This window comes from Rhizobium sp. 05N430 (genome assembly GCF_056396985.1).
In genome coordinates this window covers 681,661-703,826 of sequence record NZ_JBFTMO010000001.1, presented here as the reverse complement: position 1 = coordinate 703,826, position 22,166 = coordinate 681,661, and the positions used below count along the sequence as shown (strand labels likewise).

At 61.3% G+C, this 22,166-nt stretch carries 22 protein-coding genes; 9 read left to right on the top strand and 13 right to left on the bottom strand.

Annotation, left to right across the window (positions count from 1 at the left end; all coding sequences use genetic code 11):
• The first annotated feature begins 77 nt into the window (after positions 1-77).
• Positions 78-347: a DUF982 domain-containing protein gene (locus AC1DJO_RS03450; protein WP_477969067.1), complete on the top strand. Its 270-nt coding sequence runs from the start codon at positions 78-80 to the stop codon at positions 345-347.
• A 7-nt stretch (positions 348-354) separates the two neighbouring features.
• On the opposite strand, the gene AC1DJO_RS03445 is transcribed toward AC1DJO_RS03450, so the two are convergent.
• The gene (locus AC1DJO_RS03445) at positions 355-1,155 is read right to left on the bottom strand and encodes a class I SAM-dependent methyltransferase (protein ID WP_477969065.1); all 801 of its coding nucleotides are present in this window, start codon (positions 1,153-1,155) and stop codon (positions 355-357) included.
• Positions 1,156-1,357: 202 nt separating this feature from the next.
• Between AC1DJO_RS03445 and AC1DJO_RS03440 the strand changes: the two genes are divergently transcribed.
• On the top strand, positions 1,358-1,633 hold the full coding sequence (locus AC1DJO_RS03440; protein WP_112387295.1) for a flagellar basal body protein: 276 nt from the start codon (positions 1,358-1,360) through the stop codon (positions 1,631-1,633).
• Position 1,634: 1 nt separating this feature from the next.
• On the opposite strand, the gene AC1DJO_RS03435 is transcribed toward AC1DJO_RS03440, so the two are convergent.
• The 8 genes from AC1DJO_RS03435 to AC1DJO_RS03400 form a co-directional block, all read right to left on the bottom strand.
• The gene (locus tag AC1DJO_RS03435) at positions 1,635-2,270 is read right to left on the bottom strand and encodes a LysE family translocator (protein WP_477969063.1); all 636 of its coding nucleotides are present in this window, start codon (positions 2,268-2,270) and stop codon (positions 1,635-1,637) included.
• A 92-nt stretch (positions 2,271-2,362) separates the two neighbouring features.
• Entirely contained in the window at positions 2,363-2,758 is a 396-nt protein-coding gene (sufA, locus tag AC1DJO_RS03430) for a Fe-S cluster assembly scaffold SufA (protein ID WP_477969061.1), read from the bottom strand.
• A gap of 94 nt (positions 2,759-2,852) precedes the next feature.
• Positions 2,853-3,233, bottom strand: a complete 381-nt coding sequence (locus tag AC1DJO_RS03425; protein ID WP_112387293.1) for an SUF system Fe-S cluster assembly protein — start codon at positions 3,231-3,233, stop codon at positions 2,853-2,855.
• Between the two features lie 10 nt (positions 3,234-3,243).
• Positions 3,244-4,482: a cysteine desulfurase gene (locus tag AC1DJO_RS03420; protein WP_477969059.1), complete on the bottom strand. Its 1,239-nt coding sequence runs from the start codon at positions 4,480-4,482 to the stop codon at positions 3,244-3,246.
• A gap of 202 nt (positions 4,483-4,684) precedes the next feature.
• On the bottom strand, positions 4,685-5,959 hold the full coding sequence (gene sufD, locus AC1DJO_RS03415; RefSeq protein WP_112516184.1) for a Fe-S cluster assembly protein SufD: 1,275 nt from the start codon (positions 5,957-5,959) through the stop codon (positions 4,685-4,687).
• Positions 5,960-5,982: 23 nt separating this feature from the next.
• A complete protein-coding gene (sufC, locus tag AC1DJO_RS03410) occupies positions 5,983-6,738 on the bottom strand; it encodes a Fe-S cluster assembly ATPase SufC (protein WP_112387290.1) in 756 nt (251 codons plus the stop codon).
• Between the two features lie 72 nt (positions 6,739-6,810).
• Entirely contained in the window at positions 6,811-8,280 is a 1,470-nt protein-coding gene (gene sufB, locus AC1DJO_RS03405; protein ID WP_112516183.1) for a Fe-S cluster assembly protein SufB, read from the bottom strand.
• Between the two features lie 143 nt (positions 8,281-8,423).
• A complete protein-coding gene (locus AC1DJO_RS03400; protein WP_477969057.1) occupies positions 8,424-9,590 on the bottom strand; it encodes a cysteine desulfurase family protein in 1,167 nt (388 codons plus the stop codon).
• A 204-nt stretch (positions 9,591-9,794) separates the two neighbouring features.
• On the opposite strand from AC1DJO_RS03400, the gene AC1DJO_RS03395 reads away from it, so the two are divergent.
• On the top strand, positions 9,795-10,472 hold the full coding sequence (locus tag AC1DJO_RS03395) for an alpha/beta hydrolase (protein WP_112516181.1): 678 nt from the start codon (positions 9,795-9,797) through the stop codon (positions 10,470-10,472).
• Here AC1DJO_RS03395 and AC1DJO_RS03390 read toward each other — a convergent pair.
• Entirely contained in the window at positions 10,469-10,948 is a 480-nt protein-coding gene (locus tag AC1DJO_RS03390; protein WP_477943140.1) for a GNAT family N-acetyltransferase, read from the bottom strand. The two genes, AC1DJO_RS03395 and AC1DJO_RS03390, sit on opposite strands and share 4 nt — an antisense overlap.
• A 16-nt stretch (positions 10,949-10,964) precedes the next feature.
• Positions 10,965-12,107, bottom strand: coding sequence for an anhydro-N-acetylmuramic acid kinase (locus tag AC1DJO_RS03385; protein ID WP_477969055.1), 1,143 nt, complete (start codon positions 12,105-12,107; stop codon positions 10,965-10,967).
• A 120-nt stretch (positions 12,108-12,227) separates the two neighbouring features.
• On the opposite strand from AC1DJO_RS03385, the gene tyrS reads away from it, so the two are divergent.
• On the top strand, positions 12,228-13,484 hold the full coding sequence (gene tyrS, locus AC1DJO_RS03380) for a tyrosine--tRNA ligase (RefSeq protein WP_112387285.1): 1,257 nt from the start codon (positions 12,228-12,230) through the stop codon (positions 13,482-13,484).
• Between the two features lie 49 nt (positions 13,485-13,533).
• Here the strand turns inward: tyrS and AC1DJO_RS03375 are convergent, their stop codons facing one another.
• Entirely contained in the window at positions 13,534-16,935 is a 3,402-nt protein-coding gene (locus AC1DJO_RS03375; protein WP_477969053.1) for a YhdP family protein, read from the bottom strand.
• 116 nt (positions 16,936-17,051) lie between these two features.
• Between AC1DJO_RS03375 and AC1DJO_RS03370 the strand changes: the two genes are divergently transcribed.
• The 5 genes from AC1DJO_RS03370 (at position 17,052) to AC1DJO_RS03350 (ending at position 21,848) form a co-directional block, all read left to right on the top strand.
• Complete coding sequence (locus AC1DJO_RS03370) at positions 17,052-17,525, top strand: peroxiredoxin (RefSeq protein ID WP_112387283.1); 474 nt, start codon at positions 17,052-17,054, stop codon at positions 17,523-17,525.
• Positions 17,522-18,346: a ferritin-like domain-containing protein gene (locus AC1DJO_RS03365; protein ID WP_477969051.1), complete on the top strand. Its 825-nt coding sequence runs from the start codon at positions 17,522-17,524 to the stop codon at positions 18,344-18,346. The genes AC1DJO_RS03370 and AC1DJO_RS03365 overlap by 4 nt, the downstream gene beginning before the upstream one ends.
• Positions 18,347-18,447: 101 nt before the next feature.
• A complete protein-coding gene (locus AC1DJO_RS03360; RefSeq protein ID WP_477969049.1) occupies positions 18,448-19,755 on the top strand; it encodes a M23 family metallopeptidase in 1,308 nt (435 codons plus the stop codon).
• Positions 19,756-19,912: 157 nt separating this feature from the next.
• A complete protein-coding gene (locus AC1DJO_RS03355; protein WP_477943027.1) occupies positions 19,913-21,418 on the top strand; it encodes a DEAD/DEAH box helicase in 1,506 nt (501 codons plus the stop codon).
• Positions 21,419-21,425: 7 nt separating this feature from the next.
• Positions 21,426-21,848, top strand: coding sequence for an NUDIX domain-containing protein (locus tag AC1DJO_RS03350; RefSeq protein WP_477969047.1), 423 nt, complete (start codon positions 21,426-21,428; stop codon positions 21,846-21,848).
• Here the strand turns inward: AC1DJO_RS03350 and AC1DJO_RS03345 are convergent, their stop codons facing one another.
• Positions 21,849-22,166, bottom strand: coding sequence for a TfoX/Sxy family protein (locus tag AC1DJO_RS03345; RefSeq protein ID WP_477969045.1), 318 nt, complete (start codon positions 22,164-22,166; stop codon positions 21,849-21,851).

The window sequence follows — 22,166 nt, the reverse complement described above, 5'->3', positions numbered from 1 at the left end:
TTTTCTCGAAAGCTTGTGAGCAGCCCGAGTGAAAGCTAAGGGTCTCCCACTTTCAGGCAATCACAGGTGACACTGCCATGGCAAAATCCGACGACGATCTCACGCAGGTTCCCTGGGAAAAACCCGTGCTGCTCGCGCTGGAAGAACCCGGTGTCTACGTAACCATCAACACGACACAGGCAGCCTCCTGGGCGATGATCGAGGACTGGCCGACGGAAGACGGCCCGGCGCTCGACAAGGCGCTGCTGATCTGCGCCGACGTCATCAGGGGCAAGGCCAGCAATGAGCAGGCCCGTCAGGCCTTTATCGCCGCGGCTGTCGAAGCAGGCATCGATATCAAGAAGTGACTGGCAATCAGGGTATCCTGCCGCGGCAGGCCCAGGCGATGTTGGCAAAGGAACGCGGGCCGTCGGGCCGCCCGGCTTCATAGGCATCGCGTACCGCCGCATCGGCCTGCGCCCTCTCCGCGCCGCCGAGCTTGCCCATGAATGCGCCGAGCGGCCCTTCCCCCGCGGCAATCGGTTTCCAGTAGTCCTCGAAATTCTCGTAATCCATGCGAACGAGCAGCTGCGTCTCCTCGACATCGAGAAGACCGCCGTCGACGAAGGCCTGCTTCATCTCGCCGGGCTGCATCATCGGCTGAAAGCAATAGCGGGCGCGGAGCTGCCGCCCGCCCTCGCCGAGAGCGGCCACTGTATCGATCATCATCCGCATGCCCGGCATGCCGCCGAGATGATCCCAGACCGCCGCCGCAACCACGCCACCCGGGCGCACGACACGCCGCATTTCGGAAATGGCCTTCGGCGCTTCCGGAACGAAATGCAGGACGAGCAGCGCCAGCGCCCGGTCGAAACTCTTCGCCTCGAAAGGCAGCGCACAGGCATCCGCCTGCCGCACCGTAATGCGCGGATCGTTGTTGTGACGGATCACCTCGTCGATGAATATCTGCGAAAAGTCGATTGCCTCGATCGCGCCGACATTAACGGTTTCTAACAGCGAGAAGGTAAGGCTTCCTGTGCCGCAGCCGACATCGAGCACCCGATCGCCATCCTCGACACCTGAAAACGCAATGAATGACGGCGCGAGCTTGCGGCTCCAGCGGCCCATCAGCTGCTCGTATCCATCCGCCTTGTGAACATTGAAGCTTGAAGACATCGCCGCCTCCACCATCAGGCCGCATCGTACTCCCCGGTCGCAACGACGCCAAGTGCGGACCGCTCAGCCAGCATTCACGACCTGCACCAGTTCGACACAGATCGTGCATCCAGCTGCGGCCACCGTTAACGAAACGCGTTCAGCATTCACTAAGCTCCGGCTGCTATAGGACAGTGACGGGACGCGTGGGGAATACCGGCCGATGAACATCTCAAGCATCATGAATACTGCATCGTCGGGCATGCGGGCGCAGACCAACCGCTTCGCCGCCGCTGCCAACAATGTCGCGAACTTGAGCACCCCGGGCTACAGCCGTGTCGACCCCGCAACGCTCACCACGGATGAAGGCCAGCCGGCCGATCTCGCCTCCGAGATGACCGACATGATGCAGGCGACGCAGGCTTACAAGGCAAACGCCGTGGTTTTCGAAACCGGAGCCGACATCTGGCAGTGGCTGGCCACCATCAAGCGCGACTGAATTACCCGAGAAGATTGATCGCGGCATAGCCAAGCACGGCAATGCCAAAGCCAATGATCAGCCAGCCGGAAATGCGGCGGATCAGCAGCGTCACGTCGCTGGAAATCCTGTCCCTGGCAAGATTGACCGCCGCACTCAGCGCCACCCACCACGCCATCGCCCCGAAGAAGACGCCGATGACGATCGCTGCCGTCTCCGTGACCGTATTGCCGTCAACAAGCCCGAGGCCCGCGAACAACCCGCCGAAGGATAGCAGCGCCCCCGGATTGGAGATTGCCAGCAGAAAGGTCGAGGCGATCAGACGGAAGAGATTACCGGCGCCCACTTCCCGCGCTGTAGCCGGCGGCGTCACCAGGTCGCGGATGCCGAGGAAGAGAAGCAGCACGCCGCCGACGGCAGCGATCATCAGCGAATAGGTATCGACGACGTCGGAGACCATCGCGAGACCCGCAGCGGCAACCAGCGCGTAGATGGAATCTCCGAGTGCCGCCCCGATGCCGATCGCCGCACCCGAGACGAAGCCACGGTTCAGGCTGCGGTCGATGCAAAGCGTCGCGATCGGGCCCGGCGGTATCGTGATGACGAGACCAAGCAGAGCGCCTTTGGCAAACAGCAGAAGCAGCGTTTCGATGATCATGCCTGAGAGATGTTACGCCGCCGCGATCGGACAACTGCAAAACAAAAAAGCCGCCATTGCTGGCGGCCTGTTGGTGGCCATCGGACCGCCTATCAATGCGAAGCGGTCACGACGGGATTGCCCTGAGCGGCGAGTGCCGCGAGATCGGCGGGCTTCAGCTCGACGGATTCGCCGCAGCCGCAGGCCGATGTCTGGTTCGGGTTGGTGAAGGTGAAACCGGAGCGCAGCGTCGTCTGTTCGAAGCCGAGCTGGGTCCCGAGCAGATAAAGCACCGCCGAGGGCTCGATCCAGACGCGCGCGCCATCGCGCTCGATCAGGTCGTCCTTCGGATTGGGCTCTGTCACCATGTCGATGGTATATTCCATCCCGGCGCAGCCGCCCTTCTTGATGCCGACGCGAATACCCTTGGCATCCGCTCCTGCACCGCCGACGATCGCCTTCACGCGATCGGCCGCTTCCTGCGTCATGCTCATCACTGCAAAGCCCATCGGCTCATTCTCCTTACGCACACGGATTGAAGGTCCGGTGTTTCATGAATCAAATGTAGTGCCAGTGGCTTAACCGATCAATACCAGCCGCCAATTAGTACCAGCCGACAGCAACCTGCGCCTCTTCCGACATTCGGTCAGGCGTCCACGGCGGATCGAAGGTCATTTCGACCTCAACACCGGACACACCCTCGACGGAACCGACGGCGTTTTCCACCCAGCCCGGCATCTCGCCGGCCACGGGGCAACCGGGCGCCGTCAGCGTCATCATGATCTTCACCATGCGGTCGTCTTCGATGTCGATCTTGTAGATCAGCCCGAGTTCGAAGATATCGGCAGGAATTTCAGGGTCGTAGACCGTCTTCAGCGCCATGATCACGTCGTCGCTGAGGCGTGCCAGCTCTTCGGCCGGAATGCTGGAATGCACGATACCCTCGCGCACGTCGATCTTCTGTTCGCTGTCATCCAGGCTCATAACTTATTCCTCAAGCAAAGAACTTGCGCGCGTATTCAAGCGCTTCGGCCAAAGCATCGACCTCGGCACGGGTATTATACATGCCGAAGGATGCACGGCATGTGGAGGTCACGCCGAAGCGTTTCAAGAGCGGCATGGCGCAATGCGTCCCGGCGCGAACCGCAACACCGCGCCTGTCGATCACCGTCGAGACGTCATGGGCATGCAGGCCGGCAAGCTCGAACGAGAAGATACCGCCCTTGCCGGGCGCCGTGCCGATGACCCGCAGCGAGTTGACGTCGCGCAGCCGCTCCGTGGCATAAGCCGTCAGATCGGCCTCATGGCGGGATATAGCTTCGCGGCCGACCTTTTCCATGTAGTCCAGCGCATAACCGAGACCGATCGCTTGCACGATCGGCGGCGTACCGGCTTCGAAACGGTGCGGCGGCTCGTTATAGGTGACGTTGTCCTCGGTAACCTCGAAGATCATCTCGCCGCCGCCCTGGAATGGGCGCATGGCACGAAGCCGATCCTTCTTGCCGTAGAGAACGCCGATGCCCGACGGACCATAGAGCTTGTGGCCGGTCATCACATACCAGTCGCAATCGAGATCCTGCACGTCGACAGGCATATGAACCGCACCCTGCGACCCGTCAACCAGGACAGGAATGCCGCGCTCATGGGCGATGCGGCAGATTTCCTTGACCGGAACGACGGTGCCGAGCGCATTCGACATATGGGTAATCGCCACCAGCTTGGTGCGTTCCGTCAGGCTCCTTTCGAAGGCCTCGATGTGAAACGCGCCCTCGTCATCGACATCGACCCAGACCAGCTTGGCGCCCTGGCGCTCGCGGATGAAATGCCAGGGAACGATATTGGAGTGATGCTCCATGATCGACAGCACGATCTCGTCGCCCTCGCCGATCTCCGGCATGCCCCAGCCATAGGCGACCGTGTTGATCGCTTCGGTCGAGGACTTGGTGAAGACGATATCGTCAACCGAAGGCGCGTTCAGGAAGCGGCGCACCTTTTCGCGCGCAGCCTCGTAAGCCTCGGTTGCCGCATTCGAGAGAAAATGCAGGCCGCGATGCACATTGGCATATTCGTTCGAATAGGCATGGCTGATCGCGTCGATCACCGCCTGCGGCTTCTGCGCCGAGGCGCCGTTGTCGAGATAGACCAGCGGCTTGCCATAGACCTCTTTCGCCAGGATCGGGAAATCCTTGCGAATTGCTTCGACATCATAGGCGGCCGGCGTAGTCTGGTCCATAGCAGACCCTTTCGGTTCTCGCTCCTTGATGGAGCCTTAGTAGTAAGGCGTCGGGCATACCGACAAGCGTCGCCCCTTGCTCCGCGTCATCCTCGGGCTTGTCCCGAGGATCCAATCACGTCGCAGCGCGCTCGATGGCGGTAGATGCTCGGGACAGGCCCGAGCATGACGAGAGAGGAGAAACCTCCCTCCCTTCGCAACCTCAGGCGTGCTTTTCGAGCCAGACCGAGATTACGCCCTCGAGCGCTTCGACCAAGGCCTCGTCTTCCAGTTCTTCGACGATTTCGGCGACGAAGGCATTGACGAGCATCGCCCGCGCCTTGTTCTCCGGGATGCCGCGCGCCATCAGGTAGTAGAGATGGTTGTGGTCGATATCGGCAACCGTCGCGCCATGGCCGCACTGCACGTCGTCGGCGAAGATTTCGAGCTCCGGCTTGACCGAGAACTCGGCATCATCGGACATCAGCAGCGTATTGCAGGCCATCTTGGCGTCGGTCTTCTGCGCATCCGGAGCAACCCGGATCATGCCCTGGAAGACGCCCTTGGCGCGGTCGAACACGACGTTGCGGATGATCTCCGTCGAGCCGGTGTTCGGCACGTTATGGCCGAGAACCATGGTGACGTCGGTATGCGTATCGCCGCCGAGCAGGTTGATGCCGCGCAGCGTCAGGTCGGAACCCTCGCCCGTCGCCTTGATATGCAGTTCCTGGCGCACCAGCTTGCCGCCGGCATTGATGACGAAAAGCCTGAACTTGGCGTCAGCGCCGAGATCGACGCGGATCTGGGCGAGATGCGTGTCATCGGCGCCCTGCTGCTGCAGGATGATCCAGGTGAGCTCAGTGCCTTCGCCGATCGTGATGTCACTGACGTGAGATACCAGCGCCGCATCCGATGTCACCGTCAGGTGGCGTTCGATCACGGTCCCCTTGACGTTGGCGCCGAACGTCACCGGCAGACGCGTATGGATCTGACCGCCGGCATGGACGATGTCGATTTCGAGAGGCTTGTCGAGTTCGGTGCCATCGGCAACGTCGATCACGTAACCGTCGCGCACGAAGCTGCCATTGATACGGCCGACCGCGTCATCGGCACCGAGTGCGCCGAGCGACGTCGCAGCCGAACCGTCGAGCAGATGCTGCGCGTAGCTGGAGACGTCGAGATCGCGGACCGAAGCCTTGGCATCGACATGACCCTGGACGATCGAAAGCACCGAGGATCCCTCGACGAGCGGCTTCACGCTCTTCGACGCGGCATCGCCGGCAACAGCCGGAACCGCGCGCAGCAGGTTCTTCAGATCGGTATAATGCCAGGCCTCAACGCGGCGCGTCGGCAGACCGGACTTCTTCAGATCGTCAAGCAGGCGGTCGCGCGTCGCGGTGACCGCGCCGTCGCCCGGCAATTCGCCGAACTGGTTGTTGAAAGCCTCGATCAGCGCTGCTTCCGCAGCAGTCAGGCGGCTCGTCGTCTGCATGTTCATGGACGTCGTCCTTTCCGCCTCGATCAGGCTGCCGCTCCGATGATGTCGGCATAGCCATTGGCTTCCAACTCATGCGCCAGCGTCTTGTCGCCTGATTTGATCACCTGGCCCTTGTAGAGAACGTGGACGGTGTCAGGCACGATGTAATCGAGCAGGCGCTGGTAGTGGGTGATGACGATGACGGCGCGATCCGGCGAACGCAGCGCGTTGACGCCGTCGGCCACGATCTTGAGCGCGTCGATGTCGAGGCCGCTATCTGTCTCGTCGAGAATGCAAAGCTGCGGCTGCAGGAGCGCCATCTGCAGGATTTCGGCGCGCTTCTTTTCGCCGCCGGAGAAACCGACGTTGAGCGGGCGCTTCAGCATCTCGGTGTTGATCTGCAGCTTGGCGGCCGCATCCTTCACCAGGCGCATGAAATCAGGCGTCTTCAGCTCGTCTTCGCCGCGCGCCTTGCGCTGCTCGTTCATCGCCACCTTCAGGAACTGCATGGTGGCAACGCCCGGAATCTCGACCGGATACTGGAAGGCGAGGAAAATGCCCTTGGAGGCACGCTCGGCAGCGTCGAGCTCGAGAATGCTCTCGCCATTATAGAGAATGTCACCCTCGGTGACTTCATAGTCTTCGCGGCCCGACAGGATGTAGGAGAGCGTCGACTTGCCGGAGCCGTTCGGCCCCATGATCGCAGCAATCTCGCCGGCCTTCACCGTCAGGTTCAAACCACGAATGATCTCGGTGCCGTCTTCGGCGATGCGGGCGTGCAGGTTTCTGATTTCAAGCATGTTCTTTTTCCATAAAAGCGTTCGGAAACGGGCGCGCTCAGTCGCGCCCCTGAATAGTCAATCGCGACGGCGTCAGCCGACAGACCCCTCGAGCGAGATGCTGATCAGCTTCTGCGCTTCGACGGCAAATTCCATCGGCAGCTCCTGCAGGACTTCCTTGACGAAGCCGTTGACGATCAGGGCGATCGCCGCTTCGGTCGGAATGCCGCGCTGCAGGCAGTAGAAGAGCTGGTCTTCGGAGATCTTCGAGGTGGTCGCCTCGTGCTCGAACTGCGCGGTCGAATTTTTCGCCTCGATGTAGGGCACCGTATGGGCGCCGCACTTGTCGCCGATCAACAGCGAGTCGCACTGCGTGAAGTTGCGGGCGTTGGACGCCTTGCGGTGGGCCGAGACCTGGCCGCGATAGGTGTTCTGCGAGACGCCGGCAGCGATACCCTTCGAGACGATGCGGCTCGACGTGTTCTTGCCGAGATGGATCATCTTGGTGCCCGAGTCGATCTGCTGATGGCCGTTGGAAACGGCGATCGAGTAGAACTCGCCCCTGGAATCGTCACCGCGCAGAATGCAGGACGGATACTTCCAGGTGATGGCAGAGCCGGTTTCGACCTGCGTCCACGAGATCTTCGACCGGTCGCCGCGGCAATCGCCGCGCTTGGTGACGAAGTTGTAGATGCCGCCCTTGCCCTGGGCGTCGCCCGGGTACCAGTTCTGGACCGTCGAATACTTGATCTCGGCATCATCGAGCGCAACGAGTTCGACGACAGCCGCGTGCAGCTGGTTTTCATCGCGCTGCGGCGCTGTGCAGCCTTCGAGGTAGGACACATAGGCGCCTTCTTCAGCAATGATCAGCGTCCGCTCGAACTGGCCGGTGTTCTTCTCGTTGATGCGGAAATAGGTCGACAGTTCCATCGGGCAGCGAACGCCCTTCGGAACGAAGACGAACGAGCCGTCGGTGAAGACGGCAGAATTCAGCGTCGCATAGTAGTTGTCGGTCGTCGGGACGACGGAGCCGAGATACTTCTGAACCAGCTCCGGATACTCGCGGATCGCCTCGGAGATCGACATGAAGATCACGCCGGCCTTCTTCAGCTCCGCCTTGAAGGTCGTAACGACGGAAACGCTGTCGAAGACCGCATCGACGGCGATCCGGGGCTTTTCGACACCGGCCAGGATTTCCTGTTCCTTCAGGGGAATGCCGAGCTTCTCGTAGACCTTGAGGATCTCGGGATCGACTTCGTCAAGCGACTTCGGGCCCGGCGTGCTCTTCGGCGCGGCGTAATAATAGAGGTCGTTGAAATCGATCTTCGGATAATCGACGCGTGCCCAGTTGGGCTCTTCCATCGTCAGCCAGCGCTTGTAGGCGTCAAGGCGCCATTCCAGCATCCATTCCGGCTCCTGCTTCTTGGCAGAGATGAAGCGGATGATGTCTTCGGACAGGCCCTTGGGTGCCTTGTCCATTTCGATGATGGTCTCGAAACCGTATTTGTACTGATCGACGTCAATCTCGCGGACGCGATCAACCGTTTCTTGTACGGCTGGCATGTCGTTCTCCAATCTCGCCGGATAAAGGGCCGGCAGGCTGTCGTGCGGGCATTTTTTGATTGCCCCTTATGTAGTGGGCCAAAAGGGCCTTTTCAGCCCTGATGGCAAGCGGAAATTTCCGTTTCCGCAATTTTCTGAGACGCTCAGGCCGCCTCTCCGGCCAGCCTTCGCCGCCCGGCAATTTTCGCAAATGCGCCGAGCGCCCGGTCTATGTCTTCGTCACTGCTCGCAAAGCCGAGCGAGATTCGCAGCGCCCCCAGTTGCGGGTCATGGCCCATGGCGACCAGGACATGGCTTTCGCCCACCTTGCCCGAAGAACAGGCCGAACCCGCCGAAATCGCCACACCTTCGAGATCGAAGGCGATCTGCCCCGTCTCGGCTTTCAGCCCCGGCAGCGTGAAAAACGTCGTGTTGCAGATTCGCGGCCCCTCAGCGCCATAGATGACGACGTCAGGGGCGGCATTCCGCATGCCGTCTTCTAGGCGGCGCTGCAAGGCCGCGATACGTCGGTTCCGTTCGGCAAAGTCCGAGAGAGCCGCAGCGGCTGCAGCGCCGAAACCGACGGTAGCCAGTGAATTCTCTGTCCCCGAACGGTGACCCTTCTCCTGCCCGCCGCCATGGATCAACGGCTTCGGCATCAGGATCTCACCGCGCGACACCAAGGCGCCGGCACCCTTCGGGCCGCCAAGCTTGTGCGACGAGAGGATCAGGAAGTCGGCACCCAGCGCATTGATATCAATCTCAACGCGTCCCGCTGCCTGAACCGCATCGACGACCAGTAGTCCGCGATGCGTTTTGACGATCTCGGCAGCCTCGCGGATCGGCTGGATGATGCCGGTCTCGTTATTGGCCAGCATGATCGCCACCATCGGCAGGCCAGACGCCACGTCATGATTGGCCAGCAGCGCCTGAAGCGCCTCAAGGTCGACCACACCTTCCGATGTGACCGCAATTTCGCTGGCCTTGTCCTTCGGAAAACGTCCGCCCTCGCGCACGGCCGGATGTTCGACGGCGCTATAATAGAGATGTCCGATCGCCAGCGGCGTGCGCCCCATGCGGAATTCCGGCGTCAGCACCATATTGGATGCTTCAGTCGCGCCGCTGGTCAGCACCACATGCGAAGCCTCAGCGCCGACAAGCGCTGCGACCTGACGGCGCGCAAGCTCGATCGCGGCCCTGACGGCACGACCCTCGGCATGCACGGAATTCGGATTGCCAAACAGATCCATGGCGCGCAGCATGGCCTCGCGCACTGCAGGATGCAGGGGCGCCGTCGCGTTCCAATCAAGATAAAGGCGGGGCAACGCCATGATCTCAGGTCCTGCGTTTGGTTTCTGCTTTGGCCGCCCGGCTCATTTTTCTTGAAATTTCCGTCGGGCTTGCCGTATGACACGTTCCACACGACGTGGCTTGCCATGCAAAGTTTCGAATTGTTCTAAACTGCGTTTTAGAAAAGCTGACAACGTCCGTCAAGTCTGCGCAGTCCGAACGCGAAAATAAAACCCGGAGTACCGATGCCCGAAGTCATTTTCAACGGCCCAGCCGGCCGTCTTGAAGGCCGCTACCAGCCCTCCAAGGAAAAAAGCGCCCCGATTGCTCTCATTCTGCACCCGCACCCGCAGTTCGGCGGCACGATGAACAATCAGATCGTTTACCAGCTCTTCTACATGTTCCAGAAGCGCGGCTTCACGACACTGCGCTTCAATTTCCGTGGCATCGGCCGCAGCCAGGGCGAATTCGACCACGGCGCCGGCGAACTCTCGGATGCCGCTTCGGCGCTGGATTGGGTGCAGAGCCTGCATCCCGATTCGAAGACCTGCTGGGTCGCCGGCTATTCCTTCGGCTCCTGGATCGGTATGCAGCTTCTGATGCGCCGCCCTGAGATCGAAGGCTTCATGTCGATCGCCCCGCAGCCGAACACCTACGATTTCTCGTTCCTGGCGCCCTGCCCGTCCTCGGGCCTGATCATCAATGGCGATTCGGACAAGGTTGCGCCCGAAAAGGACGTCAACGGCCTCGTCGAGAAGCTGAAGACCCAGAAGGGCATCCTGATCACCCACCGCACGGTGCCGGGTGCCAACCACTTCTTCAACGGCCAGGTCGAGCCGCTGATGGCCGAATGCGAGGATTACCTCGATCGCCGCCTCAACGGTGAACTGGTTCCGGAACCGGCTGCCAAGCGCATCCGCTAGGAATTGCTATTCGTGGCGCCCACCTCAAAGGTCGGCGCCACGAAGCCATCAATATGGCGCGGCGCAATCTGCCGCATCCCGGCCTTTCGCAAAACATGCTGCGACGCATGATTGTCCGGATGGGTGAAGGCGATCAGCCGGCCCATGTTTCTTGCCGAAAACCAGTCGATCAGTGCCCGGGCCACTTCCGTCGCAAAGCCCTTGCCCCACTCATCTTCGCGAAACGCGTAACCCATCTCGTATTCGCCGGTTTCCCGATCGTGCAGCGATATTCCCGCGCGCCCGATAAAGCGGCCACCGTCCCGGCTGAGAACCTTGTATTTCGTCGTCCCATCCTCGGCCTGTTCACGGAACCATTGAGCGATGCGCTCCTCGCACCTCGTCATATTCCACGGCTCGCCACCGGACATGAAGCGGCTCGTCGCCATTGTCGAATGCAGGTCATGTACCAGCCGCGCATCATCCGGCTGCCACATCACGAGGCGCGTCCGCTCAGTCTCGAGAATGGTCTCCACGTCTCACCTCCGCAAGCACTCCACCACTGACAGGCTCCCGCACACCCGTCGTTCCCGGATAGGTCAGCGGCAATCCTTCGAGCGAGCGGACTGCCAGATAGGCCCAGGCCTCGGCCTCCATCGCGTCGCCGTTGAAACCGGCATCCTCGGCGGAAATCACCGCTGCGTCCTGCCTGGCCGCTAGGTCCGTCAGGTCACGCATGATCACCCGGTTCAGTCGCCCGCCGCCGCAGATCACATAGAGCGCAGGCGTCACCGGAAGGTGACCGGCGGATTTGATGATCGAGGCCGCGGCTACATAGGCAAGCGTGCGTGCGCCATCGGCGAGCTCAGCATCGCTACCTGAAGGCGGCAAAAAATCGTTGCGGTCGAGCGAACGGCGTTTCGCGGCGGTAAAGAACGGGCTTGCGAGATAGCGCTCCGCCAGATGATCGGCGATACGCCCCTCCGAGGCGATCATCCCGCCCTGGTCGAAGGGAATGCCGGCATGCGCCTCGACCCACTGGTCGATCAGCGTATTGCCGGGACCGCTGTCATAGGCGATCACCGTCCCGTCAGCACCGACATAGGTCAGGTTCGAGATCCCGCCGATATTGACGAAACAGACCGGCAGTTTGGCGCCGTCTATGTTGGCAGCCAGTGCCGCGTGATAGGCGGAAACCAGCGGTGCACCCTGTCCGCCATGCACCATGTCGTTGGCGCGCATGTCGAAAACCGTGGCAATCCCGGTCTCCTTCGCCAGCAGCGCGCCATCGCCGATCTGGACGGTCAGCGCCTCGTCTGGACGATGCAGAACGGTCTGGCCGTGAAAACCGAGCACATCCACCGCTTCGGCAGCAATCCCGTTCGTGTCGAGAAATTCCCTAACGGCAGCCACATGCCGTAGCGTAAGCTCGTGCTCGATGGCTGCCAGATCGCCCGGCCGCTCTGTCCGCGTCGTGATCGTCTTTGCCTGTTCGAGCGCCAGTTTCAGCCGGTTGCGGAAGGAAGCATCATAGCCGACGCCCAGAAACGGCCCGCGCTCGACGACGCTCACGCCGTCCGTCCGCACCAGAGCCACATCGATACCGTCCATCGACGTACCGCTCATCAGGCCGATCGCGGTTCTCACTCCGGGCATGCTTCCTCCAAAAACTCTGCGGCCGAATAGTGCACTTTCGGCAAAACAGTGCTAAACGCGCCGCGGCGCTTCAACAAGTGCCGATCGCAATTCCCTCCGAAGCCTCAAGAGACGAAGTTCATGTCCGAGTTCAAATCCGATTTCCTGCGCACTCTGAAAGAGCGCGGCTTCATTCATCAGATCTCCGATGAATCCGGCCTCGACGATCTTCTCGCCAAGGAAACCGTGACTGCTTATATCGGCTATGACCCGACGGCTTCGAGCCTTCACGTCGGCCATCTGACGCAGATCATGATGCTGCACTGGTTCCAGGCGACCGGCCACCGTCCGATCTCGCTGATGGGCGGCGGAACCGGCATGGTCGGCGACCCCTCCTTCAAGGAGGAAGCGCGCAAGCTGATGACGATCGACATGATCGAAGACAACATCGCCTCGATCAAGCGCTGCTTCTCGAACTACCTCGATTACGGCAAGCCTGCCAATGCGGCGCTGATGATCAACAATGCCGAGTGGCTCCGCTCGCTGAACTACCTCGAATTCCTGCGCGATGTCGGCCGTCACTTCTCGGTCAACCGCATGCTGTCCTTCGATAGCGTCAAGACGCGCCTCGACCGCGAACAGTCGCTGTCCTTCCTCGAATTCAACTACATGATCCTGCAGGCCTACGACTTCGTCGAGCTTGCCAAGCGCTACGACTGCCGCCTGCAGATGGGCGGTTCCGACCAGTGGGGCAACATTATCAACGGGATCGATCTCGGTCACCGCATGGGGACAGAGCAGCTCTACGCGCTGACCTCACCGCTGCTGACAACCTCGTCGGGCGCCAAGATGGGCAAGTCCGCGTCCGGCGCCGTGTGGCTGAATGCCGAGCTTCTGCCGGTCTATGACTTCTGGCAGTACTGGCGCAACACCGAGGATGCCGATGTTCCGCGCTTCCTCAAGCTGTTCACCACCCTGCCGATGGATGAAATCGCCCGCTTGTCGGCCATTGGCGGCGCAGAACTGAACGAGGTCAAGAAGATCCTCGCGACCGAAGTGACGGCTATCCTGCATGGCCGTGCAGCGGCCGAGCAGGCAGCTGAAACCGCCCGCAAGACCTTCGAGGAAGGCGCGCTTTCCGACAATCTTCCGTCGGTCGAAATTCCATCCGCCGAACTGGATGCCGGTCTCGGCCTGCTCTCCCTGATCGTCCGCGCCGGTCTCGCGGCATCGAACGGCGAGGCGCGCCGTCATGTTCAGGGTGGTGCCGTGCGCATCAACGATCAGGCCGTCAGCGACGAGCGCAAGATGATCGGCAGCAGCGAAATTACCGCCGATGGCGTCATCAAGCTGTCGCTCGGCAAGAAGAAGCACATCCTGATCCGTCCTGCTGCCTGATGGGCGGGCAGGTCAGCCATTATCGAAAGCCGGCCTCGCGCCGGCTTTTTTATTGGAATTCGAAGATGTTGCGGAAGACGCCGGGCGCAATGATCGATAGCGGATTGATCTGCAGGTTCGGCTTGTCGAACTTGCCCGTCAGCTTGAAGGTGATGCCGATCAGGCCGCGATCGGAACCGTTGCCGAGAATGATGCCGATAACCGGCAATTCTGCGAACAGGCGGTTCAGCCCATAGGCCGGCATGAACGTGCCGGTCATGTCCATATTGCCCTTCGGATCGCGGATGGTGCCCTGAAAGGTCGCGCCGATCTGCTCGCCGCGCACCACACCGTTTTCGATGCTGACGATGCCGTTCTGCGATACGATACGGGCAAAACCGCGCTGGAAGCGCTGTGCCGATGTATCGATATCGCGCTTGACCGCCGAATTCAGGCTTCGCTGGTCCTGGCCGACAGGGGTCGAGACGATCGAATGCAGCCTGTCTTCGTTGACGATCGAAAACCGCCGGACATCGGCAGAACCGTCCCAGCCGCCATTGCCGAAGCGCACCGTCATATTGAGCAGCCCGCCGCGCATATGCTTGTAAAAATCGGCAAAGCGCGACACGGAGCCAGCGTCACCGGTCGTGACGTTCAGGATCCGCCCGTCCTTCATCTGCGTTACCACCGCCTCGCCGCTATCGGTCACGCCTGAAAGGTTGAGGACCTGCAGATCGCCGTCGCGCATCATGTAGAGCGCATCGAGGCTGCGCAGACGCTCGTCATTGAAGCCGACCACCTGTCCAAGCTTGGCGCGCACCGTGATGTCGCCGCCGCTGTCGGACTTCCCGTCGCCGTCGCCGCTACCGTTCTGGCCGTTCTTCAGCCTGGCCAGGATCGGCCGCGCATCCGCGGTGTCGCCGGAAACCGAGACTTCGAAGACACCCTTGGCGCGGCGGATGGAGATTGCGAAATCGTCGAGCGACGACAATTTCACGCTATCGAATGTCGCAGAGGTTAGTCCGCCCTTGCTGACCACGAGCGAGCCGCTGGCGCCAAAACCGTCGCCCTTCAACTTGAAATTCTTGACCTGCGTATTGTCCGCCGGACCGGATATCTCGAAGTCCGCCCCAGCCGGAATGCCCGCGCCTTTCGACCATCCGATCCACGGAAGCTGCAGCGTCGAGCGCGACAGGTCGATACTGACGGCCTGACGGTCGTTGTCGATCCGCGTCAGCTCTACCTTGATGCTGCCGTCGATGATGCCTGACAGACCGGGCAACAGCTTTTCTCGCTGGTCGTTGGTCAATGTCGCGGTGATTTCGCGCTCCGGCGCGATGCCCGAATTCTTGTCGACCGGCTCCAGCAGCGAAATATCGGCAGGAACGCCGTCAATCTGCCCCTTGCCGTCGAGCGTGACCTGTTTCGGATCGGCGTTGAGCGTACCATCGAGATTGGTGATCTTGCGGCCGGACACCGGCTTGGCGACATCGACGCCCGAAAGCTGCATCGACGCCTTCCAGTCCGGTGGTGGCGGGTTCTGGGCGCTGACCAGTCCGAAACGGGCCTGTACCGTGGCGCTAATCTTGCCGCTGAGATCCTGCGGCACGAGGTTGGCGCGCTGCAGCACCTGCACGGGCTTATAGGTAAGCAGTTCGCCGACGGCATCGGCAGCCCCCGATATGGCAAGCTGCATCTCCGCCATCAGCGGCTTGTCGTAAGTCGCCGGCAGCACGAACGTGCCTTCGCCGAGATCCACCGTACGCCCGGACGGAAAGAACGACCGGCCGCTTTTGATCGACACCGTCGCCCGCGGTCCCTTGAGATCGAAATGCGCCGCCGTATCGCGGATCGGCGGAATATCGCCGGCAACGTTCATCCGCGCATTGGCGATATCGAAATCGATCTTGATCTGGTTCTCGTCGAGCTTCAGCCCCTTGCCGACAGCCTCGTCCAGCCGGCCGAAGGGGATAAAGACCGAAATCGAGGCATCGCTCACCGTTCCGCCGAACAGGTTCTTCAACACCCAGTCGCGCGCCTTCGGCGCCATCCAGAACGGCCAGAGCTGCTTGATCGCCGCCGTCTGCAGTTGCTGCGACTGCCCGGCAAAACTTATCTCCGGCGAGACGTTGCCGAATTTCACATGCAGAGCGCCGTAAAGCTGTCCAAGTGGACTGGAGGCCGTGATGCCCGGGAATTGCAATTCGCGGGTAGCGACCATGAAGCGGCCGCTAGCCTGGATATCGAAAGGTACCGGCTGCTCGCCGGAACCAACGGGCGAAGCGCTGCCGCCGCTGACCAGGAGATCGACCCCGAAACCCTTGCCGGCCGCTGGATCGAGCCGGTCGAGATCGATCAGCGCGCCGTTGAACGGCACCGATGTGGCGCCGAACTGCCCTTGCGACTTGGCGATCTCGATCGTCTGCTTCTTGAAGTCGTAATCGAGATTGATCTGCCCGCTGGTGAGTTCCTGCTGGTCGCCATCGACATAGATCAGACCGGGCGCAAGCGTAATGCCGGCGCTCAGCGCGGGATCGGTACCCTCGCCGTCTCTCGCTGCCGACACCGTAAAATCGGCAAACGCATTGACCCCCTGCCGGATCTCGCCAAGTACGTTCCGCTTGATGGCAAACGGCGTGACATCGGCGTGGCTGAGCTTGGCGGTAAAGCGCTGGGTCTTGCCGTCGCGGTTGTCGGCCTGGACATCCAGCATCGCCGGCTCGCCGTTGATCGAGATCTGACCGGCCAGATGCAGCGCGGTTGCCGACGGACGGGAAAAGACGAGATCATCGACAACGATCGACAGCGGCCCGTTGGCGGTGTCGGCAATCTTGATGTCGATGCCTGAAATACGGATGCTGTCCGTACCGCCCCGCTGTGCGAAACTGTCGAACAGGTCGAGATGGGAGAAAGCCGCTTCCAGCGCCTCAGGGATCTGATCGACCCGCAGATTTTCGAGCTTTACCGGATTGCCTGACGGCAGAAGTGCCGTGTCGAGGGCGATATCCTCGGCCTCGACATCGGCAATCGCTATCCGCCCGCGAAACAGCGCCAGCGGATTGAGAGCCATGCGCATGGCGCCTGTTGTCGACAGATGCTGGCCGCTTTGCTGGTCGATCATGTTGACGTTACGCGCTTCGAGAGCCAGCCGAAGACCGGAAGTGAAACGGATCACGGTCGATCCGACCTCGGCCCTGTATCGCGGACCGATCGCCGAATTGAGCGCCATCTGCGCCTGCTTCGAGAGCGTCTGATCCACCATTCCGCTCTCGATGACGGCGGCGACGACAGCCAGAATGAGGACAAGCACGGCAAAACATCCACCGGTCCATCCGGCGGTGCGCCGCAGCTTGGAGCGCGGCGGCGGGCAATGCACGATCATGGGATCTTCGGTTTGGGCCGAAGGGAGTTCATGCAAGGCGACGATGTCTTTCTTGCGAAACGTAACTTTTTCGCCGCGGATCGCCGACATACGTCTTGGGTAACTCCTTGAATTCCAATTTCCGGTCTAGCTCGCCCGGTACTCGCCCAATATATATCGGCTGGGTTAAGTGTCACCCATAAACCCGGCAAAAGAAAGGTTTCCACATGGCGGATATCGGCATCGGCGCCGAAGCCCCGGACTTCGACCTCCCGCGTGATGGCGGCGGCCGCGTATCGCTCGCAGAATTCAGGGGCAAACCTCTGGTTCTGTTCTTTTATCCGAAAGATGACACGGCGGGCTGCACCGCCGAATCGATCGGCTTCACCGAGCTTGCCGGCGAATTCGAAAAGGCCGGTGCCGGGCTTGTCGGCATGTCGCCCGACTCGGTCAAATGCCACGAGCGTTTCATCAGGAAACATAGCCTCGCCGTCGCGCTTGCTTCGGATGAGGAAAAGACCGTGCTGCAGACCTATGGCGTGTGGAAACAGAAGAGCATGTACGGCCGCACCTATATGGGCGTCGAGCGCACCACCTTCCTGATCCGCGCCGACGGCACCATTGCCACCATCTGGCAGAAGGTCAAAGTGCCCGGCCATGCAGAGGCAGTGTTGCAGGCCGTCAGGAACCTCGCCGCATGACCGCACTGACGATGACGTCGTTGCGAGGTGGCGCGATCGACGCCATCCGCTCCGCCGATCTCGACAGGAAGACGGAGCTCGCCCAGGAAGTAGCGACGCGCTGGTTCGAGCGCCGGATTTCGCTGCGCTCGCCGCTCGATCCCCCATTGCCCGAGCGCCCCGGCCGCCCGGAAAAACCGAAGCTGGTTCCTCCGACCCAGGTCGAAAAGCGCTCGCTGCACACGGTTCACGGCCGTATCGCCCTGCTTCATTCGATCGCCCATATCGAACTCAACGCCGTGGATCTGGCCCTCGACATCGTCGCCCGCTTCACCACCGAACCGGTGCCGAACTCCTTCTTCGACGGCTGGATGCAGGTTGCCTTCGAGGAAGACAAGCATTTCCGCATGGTCCGCGACAGGCTGCGAGACCTCGGCGCCGATTACGGCGATGTTCCGGCCCATGACGGGCTCTGGCAGGCGGCGCACTCCACCCGTAACGACCTGACCGCCCGGCTCGCCGTCGTCCCGCTCATTCTCGAAGCACGCGGCCTCGACGTCACTCCGTCGCTGCAGGCCAAGATGCGTGAAACCGGCGACCTTGAGAGCGCCGCCGTGCTCGACGTCATCTACAATGATGAAAAGGGCCACGTGGCGATCGGCGCGAAATGGTTCCGGTTTCTCTGCGCCCGCGAACGCCGAGATCCGGCCCAGACCTTCCGAGAGCTCGTCCGGGCAAACTTTCGCGGCCCGCTGAAACCGCCTTTCAACGATCTGGCGCGTGCCGAAGCCGGACTGACACCATCATTCTACCGTTCATTGACATCGACAAGCAGTGGCTGAACCATTGCGTGCGCCGGCTCCATGGCCGAAGTAATTTGTTAACCTTAACAGTGTGTAATCAATCCAATTGAAGCACGGGCGCATCAATTGGGAGATTCTCCGTGACGCATGCACAGCACCAGCGCGTATTCGGCAAGCGTTCACAAGAGCATATTCTCATTCTGGCCAGCGGCGACAAGGTCCGTCACATGACGGTCAAGCCCTGGATGGCCGCCCTTGCATTCTGCTTTGTCGGCGTCTTCGCCATCGGCTATCTGCTCGCAACCTCCTATCTCGTACTCCGCGACGACCTGATAGGTGCCACCATGGCCCGCCAGGCCCGGATGCAGCACGATTACGAAGACCGGATCGCAGCCTTGCGTGCCCAGGTCGACCGCGTCACCTCCCGCCAGCTGCTCGATCAGCAGGTTGTCGAGGACAAGGTCGACAAGCTGATGGAACAGCAGATGGCGCTGACCTCGCGCCACGGGAAGCTCGGATCGTTGCTCGACCGCGCTGAAAGCTCCGGCCTGACAGATAAGGACACGCCGGCGCCGGTCCAGTCCTTCGTTCCCGATACCAAGGACAAGCGCGCATCGCTTTCGGGCGGCGCCGCAGCGATCAACAAGATGCTTTCAGGCGGCAGCGAACCGGCGGACGCCACGCCTGACAATACCACCCTCGCCTATGTTCCCGCACCTGAAACCGTCGGCGACCGCGCCGACCGCCTGTTTTCCAAGGTCACGCTTTCGCTGAAAGGCGTCGAGGAAGACCAGCGTTCGCGGGTCGATCAACTGACAGCCGATGCAGGCGATGCCGCCGATGCCATTTCCAGCGTCCTGAACCGCTTCAGCATTTCAGTCCCGCAGCAGACGGCAAAAGCCGGCGATGACGACAGCGCCGTCGGCGGCCCCTATGTCGAGCCGGAGAGCGAAGACGATTTCGACAATTCCCTTGTGCAACTCGACACGGCTCTGACGAGACTTGAGACCGTGCGCAACACCGCCGAATCCCTGCCCTTCCGCAATCCCGGCATCGGCAAGGACATCACCAGCCCATTCGGCAACCGCCGCGATCCGTTCCTCGGCCGCCTGGCACTTCATTCCGGCATAGACTTCCGCTTTGCCCCCGGCGAAAAGGTTCGCCCGACGGCCGCTGGCAAGGTCACCACCGCCGGCTGGACAGGTGGCTATGGCAACATGGTGGAAGTCGATCACGGTAACGGCATTTCCACCCGCTATGGGCACATGTCGCAGATCCTGGTAAAGGTCGGCGACACCGTCGATCGTGGCGATGTTATCGGTCTCGCAGGTAGCACCGGCCGCTCCACCGGCACGCATCTGCACTATGAAGTACGCCAGAACGGCCGCGCCGTAGACCCGATGTATTTCATGAATGCAGGGTTGAAACTGGCGACCTATATAAAATAACCAAAGGCAGTAACCACAGCTTTACCTGTGCAAGGGCTGCAAGGCCCGTATTCCTTGACTTGCAAGCCGTTTGGGAATATGTCGCGCTGCATTGCGGCATGCAATCCCGCCGACTCAGCCAGAGTTCGGCCGAACCTGAACGGAAATAGTTTTCCCTTTGACGACATTTGCTGATCTTGGCTTGAGCCAAAAAGTGCTTTCCGCCGTTACCGACGCCGGCTACACGATCCCGACCCCTATTCAGGCGGGCGCCATCCCGTTCGCCCTGCAGCGCCGCGACATTTGCGGTATTGCACAGACGGGTACGGGCAAGACGGCGTCCTTCGTTCTGCCGATGTTGTCGCTGCTGGAAAAGGGCCGTGCCCGCGCCCGCATGCCCCGCACTCTGATTCTCGAGCCGACCCGCGAACTCGCGGCCCAGGTCGCCGAGAACTTTGAGAAATACGGCAAGAACCACCGTTTGAACGTCGCCCTTCTGATCGGCGGCGTGTCCTTCGAAGAACAGGACCGCAAGCTTGAGCGCGGCGCCGACGTTCTGATCTGCACGCCCGGCCGACTGCTCGACCATTTCGAGCGCGGCAAGCTGCTGATGAGCGGCGTCGAGATCTTCGTCATCGACGAAGCCGACCGCATGCTCGACATGGGCTTCATCCCGGATATTGAGCGCATCGCCAAGATGATCCCGTTCACCCGCCAGACGCTGTTCTTCTCGGCCACCATGCCGCCGGAGATCCAGAAGCTGGCCGACCGCTTCCTGCAGAACCCGGAGCGCATCGAAGTCGCCAAGCCGGCTTCCGCTTCGAAGACCATCACCCAGCGTTTCGTCGCCACCCATGGCAAGGATTATGAGAAGCGCGCTACCCTGCGTGATCTCGTGCGCGCCCAAGAAGAGCTGAAGAACGCCATCATCTTCTGCAATCGCAAGGTGGATGTGGCCGATCTGTTCCGCTCGCTGGAGCGGCACGGCTTCTCCGTCGGCGCGCTGCATGGCGATATGGATCAGCGTTCGCGCACCACCATGCTGCAAAACTTCCGCGACGGCCAGCTCCAGCTTCTGGTGGCCTCTGACGTCGCTGCACGCGGCCTCGACATTCCCGATGTCAGCCACGTTTTCAACTTCGATGTACCGATCCATTCGGAAGATTACGTTCACCGTATTGGCCGTACCGGCCGCGCAGGCCGCTCCGGCGCCGCCTTCACGCTGGTGACCAAGCGCGATATGAAATTCACCGATGCGATCGAAAAGCTGATCGGCGAAAAGGTCGAATGGCTGAACGGCGATCTCAGCGCCCTGCCTCCTGCAGAGGAAAGCAAGGAGACGGATCGTCCGGGACGCGGCGGCCGTGGCGACAAGAGCCGCGATCGCGGCCGCGGCAAGGGCCGCGGCGCTTCGGGTCATAAATCTGATACCGCCGTCGAACATACTACCGCCGAAATCATCGAAGTCGCAGCACCAGCCCCAGTAAAGGTCGAAAGCGTGAAGCAAGAGCGCAAGGCAGAGAACAAGCAGCACAACAACGCGCGCAACGCTCGGCCCTATCCGGCAAACGACGACTCTCGCGACCGCCGCCGCTACCGCGACCACGATGACGGCCCGACACCGGTTGGTTTCGGCGACGACATCCCTGCCTTCATGCTGATCGCAGCCAGCGCTAAGGTCTGATCCCGCGATGGGTCAGCCCGGCATCGATTTCCCAGGCCTCGGCGTAGGCCTGGTGATTTTGCGTGACGGCAAGATTCTTCTCTATAACCGCGTCAAGGCGCCGGAACCGGCCCACTGGAGCATTCCAGGCGGCAAGGTGGATTTCATGGAAACCACCGCCGAGGCCGCACGCCGCGAGGCCGAGGAAGAAACCGGCCTCGAAATCCGCGCTGTCAGACTGCTTGGTCCGGCAGAGGTGCTGAGCCAGGCCGACAGGCAGCATTGGATTTCGCTGCTTTACATCGCCGACGAGTTTCGCGGCGATCCCGAGATCACTGAGCCGGATAAGCTTTCCGATTTCGGATGGTTCGGCCGCAATGAGCTGCCGCAACCACTCTCCGAATTTGCCCGCGCGGCAATCGATTTTCTCCGCGATACAGACCTTCGCTGATCACTCGGCGCGCAGGGCTGCCTCGTAGGCAAGCCTGACCCATTTCGCCATCTCATCCGGATCATCATAGGCATTCTCGGGGATAGACCAGTAGGGCATCTTCACCGGATTGCCCTTCTTGCCCTCGTAGGACCACTGGCTGGCGCCGGCATCGGCGAATTCCGGCGCGCTCTTCTCGTCGGCCTTCAGAAGCATCTCGTCGCGCAGCTCGATCGCGATGATCCGGCCGAGGTGATAGATACCCTTGCCGCCAAACATCCGCTTGATGGTGACAGGGCCAAGACCCTGAAACATTTCCTCGATCGCTGCGATATCCAT

Bases quoted from the DNA above. Each gene is read 5' to 3' on its own strand.
- AC1DJO_RS03450 (WP_477969067.1), top strand. From the start codon at position 78: ATGGCAAAATCCGACGACGATCTCACGCAGGTTCCCTGGGAAAAACCC.
- AC1DJO_RS03445 (WP_477969065.1), bottom strand. From the start codon at position 1,155: ATGTCTTCAAGCTTCAATGTTCACAAGGCGGATGGATACGAGCAGCTG.
- AC1DJO_RS03440 (WP_112387295.1), top strand. From the start codon at position 1,358: ATGAACATCTCAAGCATCATGAATACTGCATCGTCGGGCATGCGGGCG.
- AC1DJO_RS03435 (WP_477969063.1), bottom strand. From the start codon at position 2,270: ATGATCATCGAAACGCTGCTTCTGCTGTTTGCCAAAGGCGCTCTGCTT.
- sufA (WP_477969061.1), bottom strand. From the start codon at position 2,758: ATGGGCTTTGCAGTGATGAGCATGACGCAGGAAGCGGCCGATCGCGTG.
- AC1DJO_RS03425 (WP_112387293.1), bottom strand. From the start codon at position 3,233: ATGAGCCTGGATGACAGCGAACAGAAGATCGACGTGCGCGAGGGTATC.
- AC1DJO_RS03420 (WP_477969059.1), bottom strand. From the start codon at position 4,482: ATGGACCAGACTACGCCGGCCGCCTATGATGTCGAAGCAATTCGCAAG.
- sufD (WP_112516184.1), bottom strand. From the start codon at position 5,959: ATGAACATGCAGACGACGAGCCGCCTGACTGCTGCGGAAGCAGCGCTG.
- sufC (WP_112387290.1), bottom strand. From the start codon at position 6,738: ATGCTTGAAATCAGAAACCTGCACGCCCGCATCGCCGAAGACGGCACC.
- sufB (WP_112516183.1), bottom strand. From the start codon at position 8,280: ATGCCAGCCGTACAAGAAACGGTTGATCGCGTCCGCGAGATTGACGTC.
- AC1DJO_RS03400 (WP_477969057.1), bottom strand. From the start codon at position 9,590: ATGGCGTTGCCCCGCCTTTATCTTGATTGGAACGCGACGGCGCCCCTG.
- AC1DJO_RS03395 (WP_112516181.1), top strand. From the start codon at position 9,795: ATGCCCGAAGTCATTTTCAACGGCCCAGCCGGCCGTCTTGAAGGCCGC.
- AC1DJO_RS03390 (WP_477943140.1), bottom strand. From the start codon at position 10,948: ATGTGGCAGCCGGATGATGCGCGGCTGGTACATGACCTGCATTCGACA.
- AC1DJO_RS03385 (WP_477969055.1), bottom strand. From the start codon at position 12,107: ATGCCCGGAGTGAGAACCGCGATCGGCCTGATGAGCGGTACGTCGATG.
- tyrS (WP_112387285.1), top strand. From the start codon at position 12,228: ATGTCCGAGTTCAAATCCGATTTCCTGCGCACTCTGAAAGAGCGCGGC.
- AC1DJO_RS03375 (WP_477969053.1), bottom strand. From the start codon at position 16,935: ATGTCGGCGATCCGCGGCGAAAAAGTTACGTTTCGCAAGAAAGACATC.
- AC1DJO_RS03370 (WP_112387283.1), top strand. From the start codon at position 17,052: ATGGCGGATATCGGCATCGGCGCCGAAGCCCCGGACTTCGACCTCCCG.
- AC1DJO_RS03365 (WP_477969051.1), top strand. From the start codon at position 17,522: ATGACCGCACTGACGATGACGTCGTTGCGAGGTGGCGCGATCGACGCC.
- AC1DJO_RS03350 (WP_477969047.1), top strand. From the start codon at position 21,426: ATGGGTCAGCCCGGCATCGATTTCCCAGGCCTCGGCGTAGGCCTGGTG.
- AC1DJO_RS03345 (WP_477969045.1), bottom strand. From the start codon at position 22,166: ATGGATATCGCAGCGATCGAGGAAATGTTTCAGGGTCTTGGCCCTGTC.